The organism is Streptomyces sp. NPDC088157, from assembly GCF_044741545.1.
Classification (GTDB): domain Bacteria; phylum Actinomycetota; class Actinomycetes; order Streptomycetales; family Streptomycetaceae; genus Streptomyces.
This window is the reverse complement of sequence record NZ_JBIUSU010000007.1, coordinates 192,174-211,839: the sequence shown is the minus strand read 5'-3', so window position 1 is coordinate 211,839 and position 19,666 is coordinate 192,174. Positions and strand designations below refer to the sequence as shown.

At 72.2% G+C, this 19,666-nt stretch carries 18 protein-coding genes; 13 read left to right on the top strand and 5 right to left on the bottom strand.

All coding sequences use genetic code 11. The features are described 5' to 3' along the window. Window positions 1-66 precede the first annotated feature (66 nt). Window positions 67-1,479: a sensor histidine kinase gene (locus ACIPFH_RS27855; RefSeq protein WP_401830557.1), complete on the top strand. Its 1,413-nt coding sequence runs from the start codon at window positions 67-69 to the stop codon at window positions 1,477-1,479. A 20-nt stretch (window positions 1,480-1,499) separates the two neighbouring features. Next, entirely contained in the window at window positions 1,500-2,111 is a 612-nt protein-coding gene (locus tag ACIPFH_RS27850; RefSeq protein WP_401831127.1) for a response regulator, read from the top strand. Between the two features lie 129 nt (window positions 2,112-2,240). Here the strand turns inward: ACIPFH_RS27850 and ACIPFH_RS27845 are convergent, their stop codons facing one another. Continuing rightward, on the bottom strand, window positions 2,241-2,723 hold the full coding sequence (locus ACIPFH_RS27845; RefSeq protein ID WP_401830555.1) for a GNAT family N-acetyltransferase: 483 nt from the start codon (window positions 2,721-2,723) through the stop codon (window positions 2,241-2,243). A gap of 100 nt (window positions 2,724-2,823) precedes the next feature. Between ACIPFH_RS27845 and ACIPFH_RS27840 the strand changes: the two genes are divergently transcribed. After that, the gene (locus ACIPFH_RS27840; protein ID WP_401830553.1) at window positions 2,824-3,627 is read left to right on the top strand and encodes an exodeoxyribonuclease III; all 804 of its coding nucleotides are present in this window, start codon (window positions 2,824-2,826) and stop codon (window positions 3,625-3,627) included. 113 nt (window positions 3,628-3,740) lie between these two features. Here ACIPFH_RS27840 and ACIPFH_RS27835 read toward each other — a convergent pair whose 3' ends face one another. Next, window positions 3,741-4,385, bottom strand: a complete 645-nt coding sequence (locus tag ACIPFH_RS27835) for a MerR family transcriptional regulator (protein WP_401830551.1) — start codon at window positions 4,383-4,385, stop codon at window positions 3,741-3,743. Between the two features lie 140 nt (window positions 4,386-4,525). On the opposite strand from ACIPFH_RS27835, the gene ACIPFH_RS27830 reads away from it, so the two are divergent. The 4 genes from ACIPFH_RS27830 to ACIPFH_RS27815 all read left to right on the top strand — a co-directional run bounded on the left by ACIPFH_RS27830 (window position 4,526) and on the right by ACIPFH_RS27815 (window position 8,263). Then, window positions 4,526-6,085, top strand: coding sequence for a flavin-containing monooxygenase (locus ACIPFH_RS27830; RefSeq protein ID WP_401830550.1), 1,560 nt, complete (start codon window positions 4,526-4,528; stop codon window positions 6,083-6,085). Further along, on the top strand, window positions 6,082-7,017 hold the full coding sequence (locus ACIPFH_RS27825) for an alpha/beta fold hydrolase (protein ID WP_401830547.1): 936 nt from the start codon (window positions 6,082-6,084) through the stop codon (window positions 7,015-7,017). The genes ACIPFH_RS27830 and ACIPFH_RS27825 overlap by 4 nt, the downstream gene beginning before the upstream one ends. Next, window positions 7,014-7,898: an SDR family oxidoreductase gene (locus ACIPFH_RS27820; RefSeq protein ID WP_401830545.1), complete on the top strand. Its 885-nt coding sequence runs from the start codon at window positions 7,014-7,016 to the stop codon at window positions 7,896-7,898. Before ACIPFH_RS27825 ends, ACIPFH_RS27820 begins: the two co-directional genes overlap by 4 nt. Window positions 7,899-7,990: 92 nt before the next feature. Beyond that, window positions 7,991-8,263: a hypothetical protein gene (locus ACIPFH_RS27815; RefSeq protein ID WP_401830542.1), complete on the top strand. Its 273-nt coding sequence runs from the start codon at window positions 7,991-7,993 to the stop codon at window positions 8,261-8,263. Window positions 8,264-8,394: 131 nt separating this feature from the next. Here the strand turns inward: ACIPFH_RS27815 and ACIPFH_RS27810 are convergent, their stop codons facing one another. Further along, entirely contained in the window at window positions 8,395-11,769 is a 3,375-nt protein-coding gene (locus ACIPFH_RS27810) for a S41 family peptidase (protein ID WP_401830540.1), read from the bottom strand. A gap of 158 nt (window positions 11,770-11,927) precedes the next feature. Between ACIPFH_RS27810 and ACIPFH_RS27805 the strand changes: the two genes are divergently transcribed. The 6 genes from ACIPFH_RS27805 (at window position 11,928) to ACIPFH_RS27780 (ending at window position 17,889) form a co-directional block, all read left to right on the top strand. Continuing rightward, window positions 11,928-12,533: a TetR/AcrR family transcriptional regulator gene (locus ACIPFH_RS27805; RefSeq protein ID WP_401830538.1), complete on the top strand. Its 606-nt coding sequence runs from the start codon at window positions 11,928-11,930 to the stop codon at window positions 12,531-12,533. Between the two features lie 151 nt (window positions 12,534-12,684). After that, a complete protein-coding gene (locus tag ACIPFH_RS27800; RefSeq protein WP_401830537.1) occupies window positions 12,685-14,901 on the top strand; it encodes an MMPL family transporter in 2,217 nt (738 codons plus the stop codon). 238 nt (window positions 14,902-15,139) lie between these two features. Then, complete coding sequence (locus ACIPFH_RS27795) at window positions 15,140-15,466, top strand: YbaK/EbsC family protein (protein WP_401830535.1); 327 nt, start codon at window positions 15,140-15,142, stop codon at window positions 15,464-15,466. Beyond that, a complete protein-coding gene (locus ACIPFH_RS27790; protein ID WP_401830532.1) occupies window positions 15,463-16,308 on the top strand; it encodes an EamA family transporter in 846 nt (281 codons plus the stop codon). Before ACIPFH_RS27795 ends, ACIPFH_RS27790 begins: the two co-directional genes overlap by 4 nt. 89 nt (window positions 16,309-16,397) lie before the next feature. After that, window positions 16,398-17,540, top strand: coding sequence for an arylamine N-acetyltransferase (locus ACIPFH_RS27785; protein ID WP_401830530.1), 1,143 nt, complete (start codon window positions 16,398-16,400; stop codon window positions 17,538-17,540). Window positions 17,541-17,607: 67 nt separating this feature from the next. After that, window positions 17,608-17,889 (top strand): DUF1876 domain-containing protein, encoded by a 282-nt coding sequence (locus tag ACIPFH_RS27780; RefSeq protein ID WP_356263414.1) that lies wholly within the window; start codon window positions 17,608-17,610, stop codon window positions 17,887-17,889. Between the two features lie 50 nt (window positions 17,890-17,939). On the opposite strand, the gene ACIPFH_RS27775 is transcribed toward ACIPFH_RS27780, so the two are convergent. Further along, complete coding sequence (locus tag ACIPFH_RS27775) at window positions 17,940-19,118, bottom strand: serine hydrolase domain-containing protein (RefSeq protein WP_401830528.1); 1,179 nt, start codon at window positions 19,116-19,118, stop codon at window positions 17,940-17,942. Between the two features lie 76 nt (window positions 19,119-19,194). After that, the gene (locus tag ACIPFH_RS27770) at window positions 19,195-19,650 is read right to left on the bottom strand and encodes an organic hydroperoxide resistance protein (protein WP_356263408.1); all 456 of its coding nucleotides are present in this window, start codon (window positions 19,648-19,650) and stop codon (window positions 19,195-19,197) included. Window positions 19,651-19,666 lie beyond the last annotated feature (16 nt).

The window sequence follows — 19,666 nt, the reverse complement described above, 5'->3', positions numbered from 1 at the left end:
GGCATACCTCCGAACCTCCGTCCAGACCGATGGCTCCGGCGCGCCGCCCCTTCTACGGTGATCCGCATGCAACCGCGAAACGTGTGGCAGGCCCTGCTCCGCCCGGGATACCTGCTGTCGCCGTGGCCCTGGCGGGCCGTCGCCTATCTGCTGACGGGCGCGTTCACCGGAGCCGCCGTCCTCGTGGGGCTGGTCGCGGTGGTGGCGGTGGGCGGAGTCCTCGCGGCCGTCCTCGTCGGACTGCCGCTGCTCGCGGTCGTCGTCTTCGCCGGGCTGCCCGTGGCCGCCCTGGAGCGGCGCCGACTGCGGCTGGTCGACGCGGACGACGCACCCGGCGCGCACGTGGAACCCGCGGTGCCGGGCCTGCGCAGCTGGCTCACCACCCGGCTGCGGGAACGGGCCACCTGGCGGGAACTGGGCCACACCCTCCTCACCGCCTGCCTCCTCTGGCCGGCCGAGGCACTGGTGCTCACGGTCGCCCTGTTCTTCCCTCTCGCGACGATCGCCACCCCGCTGCTGCTCGCGACGGTCGGCGAGGGCCGTGAGACGAAGGTGCTCAAGGTGTGGACGGTCACCGGCTGGCCGACCGCCCTCGGCGCCGCCGCACTGGGCGTGCTGCTGCTGGCCGCGGGCCTGTACGCCCTCGGGGTGGCGGCGGGCGCCCGGGCCGCGCTGACCCGGTTCCTCGTCGCCCCGCGCGCGGGCGACCCGCAGGCCAGGGTCGTCGAACTGACCCGCTCCCGCGCGCGGTTGGTCGACGCGTTCGAGGCCGAACGCCGCCGCATCGAACGAGATCTGCACGACGGCGCCCAGCAGCGGCTGGTCGCGCTCACCATGAACCTCGGCCTGGCCCGGCTCGACGCCCCGCCCGGCGGCCCGCTCGCCGAGCAGCTCGCCCGCGCCCACGAGGAGGCGGGCGCGGCCCTGGCGGAACTGCGCGAGCTGATCCACGGCATCCATCCCCAGGTGCTCGCCGACTACGGCCTGGAAGCGGCCGTCGCCGACGCGGCCGACCGCTCGCCCGTCCCCGTGGACGTGGAGTTCGCCCGGCCGGCCCCGCGGCTCCCGCAGGCAGTGGAGGCCGCCGCCTACTTCGTGGTCCGCGAGGCGCTGGCCAACGTGGCCCGGCACAGCGGGGCGCGGCGCGCACGCGTGCGTGCGGAGCACCGGGCCGGACGGCTGCTCGTCCTGGAGGTGACCGACGACGGCCGGGGCGGGGCCGACAGCGGCCGCGGCACCGGCCTCACCGGGCTCGCCGACCGGGTGTCGGTGCTCGATGGAAGACTGACCCTGACCAGCCCGCCGGGCGGACCGACCCTGCTGCGTGTGGAGATCCCTTGCGAGCCGAGCGAGCCGAGTCAGCCGAGCGAGCCGAGTCAGACCGGTCAGCTGAGTCGGACCGGTCGGCCGAGTCGGACCGGTCGGCCGAGTCGGTCGACCGAACGGCCGACGGACGCGGTGACCGAGGCCTCCGCGTAGTTCTCGCCGAGGACGGCGTTCTGCTGCGCGACGGCCTGACGACGCTCCTCACCCGCTTCGGGCACGAGGTCGTGGCGGCGGTGGGCGACGCGCAGGAGCTGATGGCGGCGGTCGCCGACCACGCGCCCGACGTCGTCGTCACCGACGTCCGCATGCCGCCCGCCTTCCAGGACGAGGGGCTGCGGGCGGCGGTCCGGCTACGCGCGGAGCGGCCCGGACTGCCGGTGCTCGTCCTCAGCCAGTACGTGCAGCGCGCGTACGCGGCGGAACTCCTCGACTCCGGCGACGGCACCGGCGTCGGGTACCTGCTCAAGGACCGGGTCGGCCAGGTGGAGCAGTTCGTGGACGCCCTGTGCGAGGTCGCGGCCGGCGGCACGGTCGTCGACCCGGAGGTCGTACGACAGCTGCTGCGCCGGCGCCGCGACCCGCTGGCCCGGCTGACCCCACGCGAGCGGGAGGTGCTGGCGCTGGTGGCGGAGGGGAGGTCCAACGGAGCGATAGCCCGTCAGCTGGTGGTGTCGGAGGCGGCCGTCGGCAAGCACATCGGCGGAATCCTCACCAAGCTGGACCTGCCTCCGGCGGACGACACCCACCGCCGCGTCCTGGCGGTGCTGGCCTACCTCAGAAGCTGAGGGTCGCCAGTAGCCGCGGTACGTCAGGTTCTTCGGGAGCCGAGTGTGTTCAGCGCCTCTTCGGGCGCCGAGTTCCTTCAGGCGCCGGGTTTCTTCAGGAGCTGAGGTTCTTCAAGAAGCTGAGGTGCTTCAGGGGCCGAGCGGCTTGGCGTAGCAGCGGCTGTTCTCGTACTCGCGGTAGTAGCCGAACTTCGTGCACGGTTCGTACCCGCTGGACGTGTACAGGGCGATGGCCTCCGGCTGTTCCGTGCCCGTCTCGAGGACCATCCGAATACGGCCGGCCGCCCGGGCGTCGTCCTCCAGCGCGGTGAGCATCCGCCGGGCCAGTCCTCTGCCGCGTACTTCCCGGATCACGAACATCCGCTTGAGCTCGGCGTCGCCGTCCTCGTGGCCCTTGCCGTCGTCGTCCTGGCTGCGCCAGCCGCCCGTGGCCACGGGCCGGTCCCGCTCGTCGTAGGCGATGAGGTAGATCCCGCGCGGGCGCTGGAAGTCGGACGGCTCCAGGACCGTGGCGTCACCGCCGTCGCCGTACCGCTCGTGGTACTCGGCCTGGACCTCGTCGTTGAGCTTGACTGCGTCGGGGTGGTCGAAGGGGACCGGACGTATATTCATGCTGCTCACAGTAGTTGTATGCACAATTCTGGAAAAGTGGATTCTGGACCTGGTCCAGTGTGCCGGTATCCGGCCGGAACCCGGCCTGTATCGTGCCCGGGTGCTGACCGTGACCTCCGTGAATGTGAATGGACTGCGTGCCGCCGCGAAGAAGGGCTTCGTGGAGTGGCTCGCGGACACCTCCGCCGACGTGCTGTGCCTCCAGGAGGTGCGGGCCGAGCCGGAGCAGCTGCCGGAGACGGTCCGCGCCCCCGAGGGCTGGTTCGTCACCCACGCCCCGGCCGCCGCCAAGGGCCGCGCCGGCGTCTCCCTCTACAGCCGCCGCGAACCGGACGCCGTCCGCGTCGGCTTCGGCTCGGCCGAGTTCGACGGCAGTGGCCGCTACGTCGAGGCGGACCTGCCCGGTGTGACGATCGCCTCCCTCTACCTCCCCTCCGGCGAGGTCGGCACCGACCGGCAGGACGAGAAGGTCCGCTTCATGGACGAGTTCCTGGCCCACCTCGAGGAGCTGCGAGCCCGCGCCGCCGCCGACGGTCGCGAGGTCCTCGTGTGCGGTGACTGGAACATCGCCCACCAGCAGGCCGACCTGAAGAACTGGCGCTCCAACACCAAGAACTCCGGCTTCCTCCCGGAGGAGCGCGACTGGCTGACCCGGGTCTTCGCCGCCGAGGGCGGCGGCTACGTGGACGTCGTACGGGCGCTGCACCCGGAGGTGACGGGGCCGTACACGTGGTGGTCCTACCGGGGGCGCGCCTTCGACAACGACGCAGGATGGCGCATCGATCTTCACGTCTCGACGCCCTCTCTCGCGGGCAAGGCCGTCAAGGGGTTCGTGGAGCGGGCGGCCACACATGGCGAGCGCTGGTCGGACCACGCTCCTGTCACCGTGGTCTACGACCTCTAGAGCGACCCGGGGGGCGGTCTCTCGTACGACTTGAGGAGGACTCCGACGCGACCTCGAGTGCGTTCCCTCGAGTACGCCCTCCAGGCGAGTGAGGCCCTCAGTGGGCGCGATCCCTAAGTCGCCTTGTGCAAGCGCCGGTCCAGGGCCAGTGAGAGTTCTGCCTCGACCACGCTGTGGGCCAGTGGGCGCAGGCGGGGGAGGTCCTCCTCGGTCGCGTGGCGCAGGATCAGGTCGGTGAAGAGGGCGGCGAGGGCGTCGGCGTGCTCGCGGACCAGGACCCCCGCCGCGAGTACCTCCGCGAGGGGGATGCCCTCGCGGACCAGGGCGGAGGAGACGTCCAGCAGGCGGCGGCTGATGTGGACGATCTCGTCGCCGTCGGTGCCCAGATAGCCGAGGTCCAGGGCGGCGGCGAGGTTCTCCGTGGTGACCTGGCCCTCGAAGCGCGCGGCGAGTTCCTCGGGGGTCAGGCGGACCGGTTCCTCCTCGGTGGGGCCGCCGACGCCGAGCAGGTCGGCGACGCCCCGGCCGTGGTCGAGGGCGTCCGCCAGTTCCGCGATGCCGCTGAGGGTGTGGCCGCGTTCCAGCAGCGCGGCGATCGTGCGCAGACGGGCCAGGTGATGGTCGTCGTACCAGGCGATACGGCCCTCGCGGCGGGGCGGCGCGAGGAGTTTGCGCTCGCGGTAGAAGCGCAGGGTGCGCACCGTGATGCCGGCCTCCCTGGCCAGCTCCTCCGTTCGGTACTCCCGCTTGTCCGTCACGGGCGAAGCCTATGTTGTACCGCCAGTAACTTTCCTTCTCCCGGCCCTACCCCTCAGTACGGAGCTGCTCTACGCTCCCATTGCGCCAGTGTTCACTGGCAGAGTCCGTAGGGTCGCACGCACGGCTAGGAGGTTTCGGGATGACCGAACACGTACGGGTGGCGGTGATCGGGTCCGGCTTCGGTGGGCTGGGGGCCGCCGTGCGGCTGCGCCGCGAGGGGATCACCGACTTCGTCGTCCTGGAGCGGGCGAGCAGCGTCGGCGGGACCTGGCGGGACAACAGCTACCCGGGGTGCGCCTGTGACGTGCCCTCCCACCTGTACTCCTTCTCCTTCGCGCCCAACCCGGAGTGGCCGCGCACCTTCTCCGGGCAGGAGCACATCCGCGCCTACCTGGAGCACGTCACGGATGTCTTCCGGCTCCGTCCGCACCTGCGGTTCGACTCCGAGGTGCTGCGGATGACATGGGACGCGCAGGAACTGCGGTGGGACATCGAGACCGGTGGCGGGCGGTACTTCGCCGACGTCGTCGTGTCGGCCACCGGGCCGCTGTCCGACCCGAAGATCCCGGAGATCCCCGGCCTCGACTCCTTCCCCGGCAAGGTCTTCCACTCGGCCCGCTGGGACCACGACCACGACCTCACCGGGCAGCGCGTCGCCATGGTCGGCACCGGCGCCTCAGCCATCCAGATCGTGCCCGCCGTCCAGCCCGACGTCTCCAGGCTGACGCTCTTCCAGCGCACCCCGCCCTGGGTGATGCCCCGGGTCGACCGGGCGATCAGCGGCGCGGAGCGCGCCCTGCACCGGGCCCTGCCCGTCACCGCCCAACTGCGCCGCGGGCTGCTCTGGGGCATCCGGGAACTGCAGGTCCAGGCGTTCACCAAGCACCCGAACCAACTCGGGTTCGTCGAGCGGCTCGCCAGGCAGAACATGGCCCGCGCCATCAAGGACCCGGCCCTGCGCGCCAGGCTCACCCCCGACTACCGCATCGGCTGCAAGCGGATCCTGCTGTCCAGCACCTACTACCCGGCCCTCGCGCAGCCCAACGTGGACGTCGTGGCGAGCGGGCTGAGCCAGATCCGCGGGTCCACGCTGGTCGCCGCGGACGGCAGCGAGGCCGAGGTCGACGCGATCGTCTTCGGCACCGGCTTCCACGTCACCGACATGCCGATCGCCGACCGGGTGGTGGGCGCCGACGGGCGGACCCTCGCGGAGAGCTGGAAGGACGGCATGGAGGCCCTGCGCGGCGCCTCCGCCGCCGGCTTCCCCAACTGGATGACGATCATCGGCCCCAACACGGGCCTCGGGAACTCCTCCATGATCCTCATGATCGAGTCCCAGCTGAACTACATGGCCGACTATCTGCGCCAGCTCGACGTCCTGGGGGTCCGTCCAGGCCCTCAAGGCACTGGGGGACGACGCGTGGCTCTGGACGCCCGTCCGAGCGCCGTGCACGCCTGGAACCGCCGGGTGCAGGACCGGATGAAGCGCACGGTGTGGAACACGGGCGGCTGCACCAGCTGGTACCTGGACGCGAGCGGCCGCAACACCACCATCTGGCCGGGCACCACGGCCGAGTTCCGGCGGGCCACCCGACGCGTGGACCTTGCGGAGTACGAGGTGCTGCGCGGGCCCGCCGTGAAGACGGCCGCCGAGGAGCCCGTCGAGGAGTCCGTCGACGGGAACGAGGTGACGGCGTGACCTCCCCGGCCGACCCCTCCGGCAAGCCCACCCCCGAGCCCGTCCTCGCGCCGACCACCGCGCCCGCCCGTGAGCTCACCGCCGTCTCCGCCGACGGCACCCGTCTGCACGTCGAGATCCACGGCCCCGCGACCGCGCCCGCCGTCGTCCTCGCCCACGGCTGGACCTGCTCGACCGCGTTCTGGGCGTACCAGATCCGGGAACTCGCCGTGGACCACCGGGTCATCGCCTACGACCAGCGCGGCCACGGACGCACCCTGCCGAGCCCGGCGTGCACCACGGACGCGCTCGCCGACGACCTGGTGGCCGTCCTCGCCGCGACGCTCGCGCCCGGCGAGAAGGCCGTGGTCGCCGGGCACTCGATGGGCGGCATGACGGTGCTTGCGGCGGCCGCCAGGGACGCCTTCCGGGAGCACGCCGCCGCGGTCCTGCTGTGCAGCACCGGCGCCTCACGGCTGGTCGCCGAGTCCACCGTCCTGCCCCTGCGGCCGGGCCCGTTGCGGACCTGGCTGACCCGGCACGTCCTCGGCTCCAGGGCGCCCCTCGGACCCGTCACGCCGGTCGCGAAGCGGATCCTCAAGTACGCCACGATGGGCGCCGGTTCCGCCCCGCACATGGTGGACGCGTGCGCCCGCATCGTGCACGCCTGTCCGCGCAAGGTGCGGCACGCCTGGTCGCACGTGCTGAACGTGCTCGACCTCGACCACGGCGTACGGGAGTTGCGCGTGCCGACCGCGGTGATCGTCGGCACCGGCGACCGGCTCACCCCGCCGGTGCACGCCCGCCGGATCGCCGCCGAGCTCCCGACTTGCGTCGGCCTCACCGAACTGCCCGACGTCGGCCATATGACGCCGGTCGAGGCACCCGACCTGGTCACCGGCCGGATCCGGGAACTCGTCACCACCTACGCACAGTTGAAGGAGGGCGCATGAGCAGGGTCAGCCTCGAAGGACAGGTCGCCGTCGTGACCGGGGCCGCGCGGGGTGTCGGGGAGCTGCTCGCCCGCAAGCTCTCCGCCCGCGGTGCCAAGGTCGCGCTGGTCGGCCTGGAGCCGGACGCGCTCAAGCAGGTCTCCGACCGGCTGCACGGCGACAGCGACCACTGGTTCGCCGACGTCACCGACCACGAGGCGATGACCCGGGTCGCGGCGGAGGTGAAAGAGCGCTTCGGCAAGGTGGACATCGTGGTCGCCAACGCCGGTGTCGCCAACGGCGGACCGTTCGCCGACTCCGACCCGGAGGCCTGGCGCAGGGTCATCGAGGTCAACCTGATCGGCTCGGCGGTCACGGCCCGCGCCTTTCTGCCGCTGCTGCGGGAGAGCCGCGGCTACCTCCTCCAGATCGCCTCGCTCGCCGCGATCACCCCGGCGCCGATGATGACCGCGTACTGCGCGTCCAAGTCGGGTGTGGAGGCGTACGCGCACAGCCTGCGCGCCGAGGTCGGCCACCAGGGTGTCGGGGTCGGCGTCGGCTATCTGTCCTGGACCGACACCGACATGGTGCGGGGAGCCGATCAGGACGAGGTGATGCGGGAGTTGAGGCAGCGGCTGCCGTGGCCGTCGAACAAGACGTACCCGCTGGGGCCGGCCGTCGACCGGATCGTGGCCGGGATCGAGCGGCGCTCGGCGCATGTCTACGGCCAGTGGTGGCTGCGGGGGATGCAGAGCGTGCGCGGCTATCTGCCCGGGATCATCGGGACGGTCGGCCGGCGCGAGATGAAGCGGTTCGCGCCCAGGCTGCAGGGGATGCGGACGGGGCTGGTGGGCGCGGGCGGTTCCGCCGACGAACAGGCGAGGGCTACGCAGCGTAGTTGATCGACATGCGCCGGGTGAGCGCCCGTGTGAATCTGGTCGAGGCCCCACCACGGGGCCCCAACCCCCCTCATCTCCTACAGGAGTGAACCCACATGGGTATGAAGGAAAAGTTCCAGGACCAGTCCGAGCAGTGGAAGCAGCAGGCCAAGCAGAAGGCCGAGCAGGCCAAGGAGCAGGCTCAGCAGCGTGGCAAGCAGCGCCCGGGCGAGCGTCCCGGTGAGCGTCCGGGCGAGCGGGCCGGTGAGCGTCCCGGTGAGCGTTCCGGCGGCCGCCCCGGCGAGCGTCCGGGCCAGCGTCCCGGCCAGGACACGGAGCGTATGCGGCGCGAGGACGACGACCGCATCGGCCAGGACTTCGACGTGTAGCTGAGCTCGGCCACCGTCGTTGACGTGGGGCGCCCTCCTTCCGGGAGGGCGCCCCTGCGCTTTCCGGGAGGCCCCGGTGTTGCGAGGCCCCGGTGTTTCAGGGGCCCCTGCGTTTCAAGGCGCGCTGCGTTTCAAGGCCTCTGGCGCGGCGGCAGGTTGGGGCGGGAGCGGTCGGGGACGTCGTCGTAGGTCGGCGGGGCCGCCGGGGGGGCGGCGTCGAGGAGGTCCAGCGCCAGCCGTACGGCGTCGTCCAGTTGGGCGTGGCGGCCCTCGGCCCAGTCGAGCGGGGTGCGCAGCACCTCGAGGTCGGGGGTGACGCCCTTGTTCTCCACCGACCAGCCGTACGCTTCGAACCAGGCCGCGTTCATGGGGACGGTGATGACCGTGCCGTCACCGAGCTGATGGCGGCCGGTCATGCCGACCACGCCGCCCCAGGTGCGCTGGCCGACCACCGGGCCCAGCTTCAGCAGCTTGAAGGCGGCCGTGATCATGTCGCCGTCCGAGGAGGTCGCCTCGTCCGCAAGGGCCACCACCGGACCCCTCGGCGCGTTCGAGGGGTACGACACCGGCTGCGCGTCGCGGGTGAGGTCCCAGCCCAGGATCCTGCGCGTCAGTTTCTCCACCACCAGCTCGCTGATGTGGCCGCCCGCGTTGCCGCGTACGTCCACGAGCAGCGCGGGCCTGGACACCTCCATCCGCAGGTCGCGGTTGAACTGGGCCCAGCCGGAGCCGCCCATGTCGGGGATGTGCAGGTAGCCGCACCGGCCGCCGCTCAACTCCCGTACCACGGCACGCCGTTTGGCCACCCAGTCCTGGTAGCGCAGGGGGCGTTCGTCGATGAGCGGGACCACGGCGACCCGGCGTGGGCGGCCCGCCTCGCCCTGGGCCGGGGTGAAGGTGAGTTCCACGGTCGTGCCGCCCGCGCCGGCGAGGAGCGGGTACGGGCCGGTCACCGGGTCGACCTCCCGGCCGTCCACGTGCGTGAGCACCGCCCCTTCCCGGATCCCGGTGCCGGCCAGCGGTGAACGGGCCTTGGAGTCGGAGGAGTCGCCGGGCAGGATCCGCCGGACCGTCCAACCGCCGTCCCGGTGTACGAGGTTGGCGCCCAGCAGGCCCTGGAGGCGCTGGTAGTGCGGCGGGCCCTCGTTGCGGCGGGCGGCGGTGACGTACGCGTGGGACGTGCCCAGTTCGCCCAGCACCTCACGCAGCAGGTCGGCGAACTCGTCCGGCGAAGCGACCCGTTCGACCAGCGGCCGGTACTGGGCGAGCACCGCGTCCCAGTCGATGCCGCACATCCCCGGGTCCCAGAAGTAGGCGCGGATCAGCCGCCCGGCCTCCTCGTACGACTGACGCCACTCGGCGCCGGGGTCCACCTCGTGCAGGATGCGCCGCAGGTCGATCCAGACCGTCGAGTCCAGGTCGCCGGACTCGGCCGACGGCACCGCCCGCAGGTCGCCCTCGTCGACCACGACCAGCCGGGAGCCGTCCCCGCTGAGCGCGAACCAGTCGAGGTGGTCGACGAGTTCGGACTTCTTCGCCTTGCTGATGTTGAAGTGCTCGAGCGTCGGCCGCCCGCTGGTGTCGTCCGGGTTCGCGAAGGTCTCGCCCAGCGCGCCCGAGATCGGCCAGCGCAGCCACACCAGCCCGCCGCCCGCCACCGGGTACAGCGCCGAGTACTTGGACGCCGGCACCGGGAAGGGCGTGACCCGGTTCTCCAGCCCCTCGATCTCGACGGTCACGGCCCCGTCGCCGCTCTCGTCGTCCTCCACCGGGTCCAGGCCGCCGGCGGCCGGACGGCCTTCCGGGGTCAGGGCGAAGGGGGAGGGGGTCGCCGAGGACAGCGGCACCAGGTAGGGGCGGCAGCCCAGCGGGAAGGACAGGTCCCCGGTGTGCACGTCGTACACCGGGTCGAAGCCGCGCCAGGAGAGGAACGCCAGGTAGCGGCCGTCCCTGGTGAAGACCGGGTTCTCGTCCTCGAACCGGCCGTTGGTGACGTCCACGATGAACCGGTCCTTCATGCGGGCCATCTTGATCTGCCGCAGCGACCGCCCGATTCCCGGATGCGACCAGGTCAGCCAGTTCCCGTCGGGGGAGAAGGCCAGGTCCCGCACGGGTCCGTTGACCGACGAGATCAGCTCGGTGACCTCACCGCCCGGGTCGGCGGTGCGGCCCGGGTCCCCGGCCTCGGTGACCTCGCCTGCGGCCGCGTCGCCGGGCACCGTGATGTCGTCAGCCACGGTGGTGTCGTCAACCAGGTCGATGTCGTCGGACACGTCGATGTCGTCGGACACGGTGATGAGGAGCAGTCGTCCGTCGTGCGAGGCGACGGCGAGCCGCTCGCCCCGGGGGTCGGACACCATCTCCAGCACCCGGCCGAGCCGCCCGGACGCCAGCCGCCGGGATTCGCGGTCTCCGGTGGCCCGGGGCAGGTAGGCGATCTCGACGGCGTCCTCGCCCTCCGCGTCCGTCACGTAGGCGACCTGGCCGCCCGAGCCGAGCATCTCCGGCAGCCGCACCCGTACCCCGGGGGTGTCGGTGATGGTCCGGGCGGGACCGTCCCGGTGCGTCAGCCAGTACAGGCTGCCGCGTACGACGACGGCGCTCGCCCGTCCCGTCTCGTCCACGGAGATGCCGTCCACGTGCTGGGCGGCCGGGATCTGGTACGGCCGCCGCCCCGCGCGCGGGCCGCTCAGCCGTACGTCGATCCGGCGCGGCCCGGAGTCGGCGGCGAGGTCGTCGACGATCCACAGGTCCCCGGCGCACTGGTACACCACCCGGGTGCCGTCGCTGGAGGCGTGCCGGGCGTAGAAGGCGTCGTGGTCGGTGTGCCGGCGCAGGTCGGAGCCGTCGTGGGCGCAGGAGTAGAGGTTGCCGACGCCCTCGTGGTCGGAGAGGAAGGCGATCCGTCCGCCGACGAAGAGGGGGGAGTGCAGATGCCCGTCGAGGCCTTCCAGGAGTCGCTGCCCGTGCAGCCACAGGCGCCCTGTCGCTCCGCCCCGGTAGCGCTTCCAGCCGGCGGGCTCGTGCGGTGGGGTGCCGGTGAGCAGGAGGGTCCTGTGTTCGCCGTCGATGTCGGCGCTCTGGAGGTCGGAGACCGGGCCCCAGGGGAGTTTCCGGCCGGGGGAGCCGTCGGTGGGGACCTTGTAGGCCCAGGTGAAGTAGGAGAAGGGCTCGCCGTGGGAGGCGACGGCGAGGATGTCGGCGTTCCCGTCCTGGTCGGGGGGTGTCCAGCCGCAGACCTGGGTGTCCGAGCTGCCCCAGTACGTCAGCCGGCGCCCCGGTCCGCCGTCCACGGGCACCAGATGGATCTCCGGGACGAGACTGCGCCAGCTCGTGTACGCGATCCGGCTTCCGTCGGGGGAGAAGCGGGGGTGTCCGGCCTTGGTGCGGTCGACGGTGAGCCGCCAGGCGCGGCCGGGGCCGTCCAGGGGGGCCAGCCAGAGGTCGTCCTCGGCCACGAAGCACAGCAGGTCACCACTGAGGTGGGGCAGACGCAGATAGCTCACCTCCCCATGTTTTTCCGGCGAATGGGGCCGGGCAACTTATGTGTCCTTCACGTTCGTGAGCCAGCACACGTACGAAACGGTTTCGTTTCGCTGATCCTCGGGGTATCTTCTTGGTGTACGAGACGAGTTGGCGATGACGGAGCCGGAAGGTGAGTGGCATGACTGAGATCGCAACGGCGCGTCGCAGTCGCATCACGCCCGAGCGCGAGGCCGAGCTGTACCGGGCCGTGCTCGACCTGCTCCGCGAGGTCGGCTACGACGCCCTCACCATGGACGCCGTCGCCACCCGTACCCGATCCAGCAAGGCGACGCTCTACCGCCAGTGGGGCGGCAAGGCCGAGCTGGTGGCGAAGGCGGTGCGGTACGACAAGCCGGGCGCCTCCGCCGGCGGTGTCGACACCGGATCGCTCAGGGGCGACCTGCATGCCCTCACCATGCGTTCGGACGACTGCGAGATGGAGCAGAACTCCGCGCTGATGCGAGGACTGGCCATGGCCATCCATGGCAATCCGGACCTCCTGAAGGCGTTCAAGGAGCATCTCGTCGAGCCGGAGATGGCGGAGTTCCGCAAGGTGCTCCAGCGGGCGATCGACCGGGGCGAGGTCCTCGCGGACAATCCCGCCCTCGGTTATGTGCCGCACATGATGATCGGCGCGTTCGCCGCCCGCACCATGCTCGACGAACAACCGCCGACGCAGGCCTTCCTCCTCGCGTACATCGACGCCGTGGTCCTCCCTGCCCTCGGCGTCTCCACCACCACCTGACCGTCCCCACGGTCCGCCCATCCTGACGTCACCGCTCACGTCGTCGGGCCGATCACCCCTGCTCTCCCCGCCGGGTTGGTCAACCCTGCCCCTGGGGCCCGTGCAGGAATGCCGGCCCCCACACACACGACCTGACCGGGAGTACGCCTCCGTGGCCACGTTCCTTTACAAGCTCGGCCGGCTCGCCTTTCGGCGACGCCATTTCGTCGCCCTGATATGGGTGGCGCTGCTGACCCTCGCCGGCGTCGGCGCCGCCTCCGCGCCCGCCGCCGGATCGACCTCCTTCTCCATCCCCGGCGTCGAGGCCCAGAAGGCCTTCGACCTGCTGGAACAGCGCTTCCCCGGAGCCAGCGCCGACGGCGCGACCGGGCGCATCGTGTTCAAGGCGCCCGAGGGCCAGAAGATGACGGACGCCGCCAACCGGGCGACCGTCCAGAAGACCGTCAAGACGCTGGGCGACGGCTCCGAGGTCCTCTCCGTCACCGATCCGTTCACGACCAACGCCGTGAGCAAGGACGGAACGGTCGCCTACACGTCGGTGAAGTACGACGCCCCCGGCATGGAGCTGACGGACACGACCAGGGACGCCCTCGAGGCGGCCGGGGACGCGGCCCGGGACACCGGACTGACCGTCGACGTCGGAGGCGACGCCCTCCAGGCCGCCGCCGAGCCCGGTGCGGTCGGCGAGGTCATCGGTCTCGCGATCGCCGCCGTGGTCCTCGTCATGACCCTGGGTTCACTGGTCGCGGCCGGACTGCCGCTGCTGACGGCGATCATCGGCGTCGGAATCGGCGTCTCCACGATCACCGTCCTCGCCAAGGCGCTCGACCTGGGCGACACCACCTCCACCCTCGCGCTGATGATCGGCCTCGCGGTCGGTATCGACTACGCGCTGTTCATCGTCTCCCGTTACCGGAGCGAACTGGCCGAGGGCCGCGACCGCGAGGAGGCGATCGGCCGCGCCACCGGCACGGCCGGCTCGGCGGTGGTCTTCGCGGGACTCACGGTCGTGATCGCACTGGCGGGCCTCTCGGTCGTCAACGTGCCGATGCTGACCAAGATGGGCCTCGCGGCGGCGGGCACGGTCGTGGTCGCCGTCCTCATCGCGCTGACCATGATCCCGGCGCTGCTCGGGTACGCGGGCAAGAAGGTCAGGGCGACCGGCGAGAAGCGCAGGCCGGCCAATGAGAAGAGCGGGCAGGGCAAGCCCGGCCTGGGCGTCCGCTGGGCGAGCTTCGTCATCCGCCGTCCGGCCGCCGTGCTGCTGCTCGGCGTGGTCGGTCTCGGCGCGATCGCCGTCCCGGCCACCCAGCTGGAACTGGGCCTGCCCGACGACGGCTCGCAGCCGACGTCCACGACCCAGCGCCGGGCGTACGACCTGCTGTCGGAGGGCTTCGGCCCCGGGTTCAACGGCCCCCTGATGATCGTGGTCGACGCCCGCAACAGCGACGACCCCAAGGCGGCGGCCACCACGGTGACCGACGGGATCAAAAAGCTCGAGGACGTCGTGACGGTCACCCCGGCGATGTTCAACAAGGCCGGCGACACCGCGACGATCACCGTGATCCCGGACTCCAAGCCCTCCTCGACCCAGACCGAGGACCTGGTGCACGCCATCCGTGACCAGGGCGCCGGCATCCGGGCCGACACGGGCGCGCAGGTGCTGGTCACCGGCACCACCGCGATGAACATCGACTTCTCGCAGAAGCTCAACGACGCGCTGATCCCCTACCTGGGACTGGTGGTCGGCCTGGCCTTCCTGCTGCTGATCGTGGTCTTCCGCTCCATCCTGGTCCCGCTGAAGGCGGCCCTCGGCTTCCTGCTCAGCGTGCTCGCCGCGATCGGCGCCGTGGTCGCGGTCTTCCAGTGGGGCTGGCTCAGCGGTCTGATCGGCGTCGAGGAGACCGGCCCGATCATGTCGATGATGCCGATCTTCATGGTGGGCGTGGTCTTCGGTCTCGCGATGGACTACGAGGTGTTCCTCGTGACCCGGATGCGGGAGGCGTACGTCCACGGCGAGAGCCCGAGCCAGGCCATCGTCACCGGCTTCCGGCACAGCGCCAAGGTGGTGGCCGCCGCCGCGATCATCATGATGGCCGTCTTCGGCGGCTTCATCAGCTCCAGCGAGTCGATGATCAAGATGATCGGCTTCGGTCTCGCGATCGCCGTCTTCTTCGACGCGTTCATCGTGCGCATGGCGATCGTGCCGGCGGTGTTGGCACTGCTCGGCAAGAAGGCCTGGTGGCTGCCGAAGTGGCTGGACCGCGCCCTGCCCAACGTGGACGTCGAGGGCGAGGGTCTGCGGGCCCAGGACGAGGCCGCCTCGTCCGGGGACGGCGACGAGGACCGGGAACTGGTACGCGCCTGACCCACCCGTCCACCGAAGACCGCCGGTGAGGGCTCCGTGGGGACGGGGCGCCCTCACCGGCTTCTTTTTTCGCGGCCGCGCGCCGCGCGCCGCGCCTCGGAACACCGGCCTCCCGCGGAGTGGGCGGTCGGAACACCGGCCTCCCGCGGAGTGGGCGCACATCCCGGCCGCCGTCCCCGGCCCCGGATGCGGACAACTCGTTCGCCTGCCCCATACACCGACCGCTAGCGTGCCGTGCATGACGACGACAGCCGCCCACCCCCGGTTCGCCGAGGCGCTGCACGACCTGGGCCTCGACCAGCTGAACAGTCGTGTCCGCCGCTTCCCCGAGGCGACCCGGGCCGCCGCCGACGTCGTACGGGAGACCACCGGGTACGCGATCGGGGGCGTGCCGCCCTTCGGGCACCGGACGCGGACGCGGGTGCCGGCCGACCGCGACCTGCTCGCGCACGCCGTCGTAGGGGCCGCCGCCGGCAACCCGCACGTCGTCTTCCCGATGGCGCCCCAGGACCTGGTCCGGCACGCCGACGCGACCCTGGTGGACGTGCGCGAGCACACCGCGTGACCCCGCTGGTCACCGCGGCCGTCCTGCTGGCGGCGAGCACCCACGCCTGCTGGAACGCCATCGCCCACCGGATCACCGACAAGCTCGTCGGGTTCACGCTGATCGCCGGTGGCGGCATGCTCATCGGGCTGGCGCTCGTGCCGTTCACCGCGTTCCCGGCGGCCCGCGCGTGGCCGTACCTGCTGTCCTCCGCCGTCGTCCACATCGCCTACTACGTGTTGCTGATGCGGTCGTTCCGGCTCGGCGACTTCGGACAGGCGTATCCCATCGCGCGCGGTTCCGCGCCGCTCGTGGTCACCGTCCTCGCCGCCGTCTTCGCGCACGAGGTGCCGGACGGCTGGGCGGCCGCCGGTGTCGCGCTGTCGTGCGCGGGGCTGACCGGCGTCGCCCTGTGGGGACTGCGCGGCGGGCGGCCGAACTGGGCGGCGATCGGGGCCGCGCTGGCGACCGGGGTGACCATCGCCGCGTACACGGTCATCGACGGGCTCGGCGTCCGCGCCTCCGGATCCTCTCTCGGGTACATCGGCTGGCTGATGGCCGTGCAGGGGGTCGTCATCCCGGCGTACGCCGTCCACCGCTGGCGCGGACGGGCCGTCGCCGGCCTCCGCCCCTTCGCCGCCCTGGGCCTCCTCGGCTCCGCGCTGTCCGTCCTCGCGTACGCCCTCGTCCTGTGGGCACAGACCCGGGCCGAACTGGCGCCGATCGCCGCGCTGCGGGAATCGTCGGTCATCGTCGGAGCGGCCATCGGCGCCCTGTTCTTCAAGGAACGGTTCGGCGCCCCCCGCCTCGTGGCCGCCGGGCTGCTCGTCGTCGGCATCGGGCTGATGCTGCACACCGGTTGAGCCGCTTTCCCGACGTCCTGAGACCGGCGCGTGAGCCGCGTCCCGGAGGTGACCGAGGCCGGTCGGGGCCCGGCTGGTTAGGGTGAATCATGTTCGAGACCACGCCGTTCGCCCCGGGCGAGCTTGACGCGTATTTCCGGCGGATCGGCTGGGAGGGGGACCGCCGTGCCGACGCGGCGACCCTGCGGGGCGTGCATCTGGCCCACAGCCGCGCCATCCCCTTCGAGAACCTGGACCCGTTGCGGGGCACCGTCCCCTCGCTCGCTCCCGGGGACCTGATCGCCAAGCTGGTCCGCGGGGGCCGGCGCGGCGGCTACTGCTACGAGCACAACACGCTGTTCGCGGCCGTCCTGGAGGCGCTGGGCTTCGGCGTGACCCTGCTGACCGCGCGGGTCGTCGTCGGCGCCCAGCGGTTCGAGGAGCGGCCCCGCACCCACATGGCGCTCCTCGTCGAGGTCCCCGCGGACCCGCGGCCGTACCTCGCCGACGTCGGCTTCGGCGCCCCGGGAGCCCTGCTGGAACCCGTTCCGCTCACCACGAACGTCGAGTGCCACGCCGCGGGCCGCCGCCATCGCCTCGTCCACGCCCCGCACCGCGGTCCGCTGGAGCTGTGGGTACTGCAGGCGCGCGGGGGGCTTGGGGCCGACGGAGCCGCCAGGGCCTCCGGTGCCGACGGGGCCTCCGGGGCGAAGGGGGCTTCCGGGGCAGCCGGGGCCTCCGGGGCGGACCGGGCGGACGGGGCGTCCAGTGCGGACGGGGCGGACCGGGCGGACAGGGCGTCCAGTGCGGACGGGGCCTCCGGGGCCTCCGGGGCCTCCGGGGCGTCCAGTGCGGACGGGGCCTCCGGGGCATCCGGTGCGGACGGGGCGTCCGGTGCCGACGGGGCTTCCAGGACGAACGGGGCTTCCAGGACGGACGGGGCCTCCGGGATGTCCGAGGAGGGAGCCTGGCAGGCGCAGTACGCCTTCACGCTCGAACCCTTCGAACGGCCCGACTACGAGGTGATCAACTGGCACATCGCGACCAACCCCCGTTCACCGTTCAACCGCCGCGCCTACGTCCAGCGCGTCACCCCCGACGGCCACCTCCTGCTCGACGGCCCGCTTCTCACCGAGAGCCACGCGGACGGCACCGTCGAGCAGCGCGAGCTCACGGACGAGACGGAGGTGCGCCGGGTCCTCGACGAGCGGTTCGGCATCGCCGTACCGGACGGGACGCGCCTGTTGCCCTGAGCCGACTGGGTGCGTCCGCCCGCTGTCGGGAGCACTCTGGAATGAGGACTTCCGGAGGTGACTCCCAATGACCACTACGCACACCACTGTCGGATGGCATGTCGAGCTGGAGTTCGAGGAGGATGGCCGGCACACGCGCGCGGTCGCGATGGTGCGCCTGCCCGACGGCACCGAGATCAGGACCCACGGGCATGCCACCCGGCACAACGTGGACGTCGACCAGCCACGGGTCGGCGAGGAGATCGCCGGCGCGCGCGCCCTCAACGAGATCGCCATGCAGCTGCTGACCAAGGCCCATGTGGAGATCGACGAGGACTCGGGCCGCAGGTCGCACTCGATCAACGTGTGAGCGGCAGCGGTCGGCAAGCCGGCGGCGGCAGCGGTCGGCAGGTCCGCGGGTCAGCCCAGGGACGTCGTGGCCGTCCGCAGCGCCCGCAGCAGCGCCTGGGCGCGCGGGTCGGCCGTCACGCTGGTCCTGAAGCCGTTGGTGACGTAGCCGAAGGCGATGCCCGACTCGGGGTCGGCGAGGCCGAGCGCGCCGCCGCGGCCCGGGTGGCCGAATGAGGTGGGGGACAGCAGCGGGGACGCGGCTCCGTGCAGCATGTGACCCAGGCCGAACCGGGTGTTCACGACGAGCACCCGGTCCGGGCCCGACGACTGCTCGCCACGTGCCAGGCGCACCGTCTCCGGGCGCAGCAGCCTCGTCCCGCCCTCCACCTCGCCGATCAGGGACGCGTAGAAGCGGGCCAGGCCGTCGGCGGTGGCGATGCCGTTGGAGGCGGGGAGTGCGGCGGCCCGGTAGGCCGGGTCGTTCTCGTCGGGGAGCGGGGTGATCGCGGCGAAGGCGCGGCGGGTGAGGGAGGCGGGATCGGCGTAGGCGGCGGTGACGGCGGGCTTGGGCCGGGTCTTCAACGCCCCCTTCTGCGCGGGCGCGTCCACCTGCCCCACGCGCCCCACCCGCGCGCGCTGCGCCTGCGGCAGTCCGAGCCACAGGTCGGCTCCCACCGGCCCGGCGATCTCGTCGGCGACCCACTCGCCGATGGTCCGCCCGGTGACCCTCCGGACCAGCTCGCCGGTCAGCCAGCTGTACGTCTGCGCGTGGTACCCGTGGTCCGTCCCGGGTTCCCAGGCCGGCGTCTGCGCCGCCACCGCCGCCGCGCCGAGGTCCGGATCGGCCGCCTCGGCGGGCGTCAGCGGCCGGTCCAGGACGGGTACGCCCGCGCGGTGCGCGAGCAGGTGCCGGACGAGTGTCCGCTCCTTGCCGGCTGCCTTGTACTGCGGCCAGTACGTCCCCACGGGCGCGTCCAGGTCGAGCTCACCGCGCTGGTGCAGCAGCAGGAGCACGGCGGCGGCGACACCCTTCGTCGCCGAGCGCACGATCTGCGCGGTGCCCTGCTCCCAGGGCGCCGCGCCGGCCGCGCCGTCCACGTCCCGCGTGCCACCCCACAGGTCGACGACCTTGTGCCCGTCCCGGTAGACGGTCACCGCCGCGCCCCGGTCCCCGAGCACCTCGAAGTTCCGTACGAACGCGTCCCGGACCGGCTCGAAGCCCTCGGCCACCGCACCGCTCACGTTCACGCCCGCACGCCCTCTCGAAGACCGCCTTCAACTCCTGGGGGAACGCCCCCACGGAGCCTGCGATTCCTTCGTGCCGCTAGCCGAGAATGATCGTTACGTCGATGTTGCCGCGTGTGGCGTTCGAGTAGGGGCACACCTGGTGCGCCGCGTCGACCAGCTTCTCGGCGAGCTCCGGGTCGAGGATGGGGAGCGAGACGCTGAGCGCGACGGCCAGCCCGTACCCCTTGTGCTTGTTCGGGCCGATCCCGACCTTCGCCGCCACCGTGGACCCCGCGAGGTCGAAGCCCGCGCGGTTGCCGACGAGGATCAGCGCGTTGTGGAAGCAGGAGCTGTAACCGGCCGCGAAGAGCTGTTCCGGGTTGGTGCCGTTGCCGTCCCCGCCCAGCTCCGGCGGCATCGCCACCTTCAGTTCGATCTGGCCGTCCTGACTGGTCACGAACCCGTCGCGGCCACCGTGCGCGGTCGCCTCGGCGACGTACGTGATCTTCGTCGGACGGGTGTCGACGGTGTCGACGGCGGTGCCTTCGGTCACGGCGGGACCTCCCCCA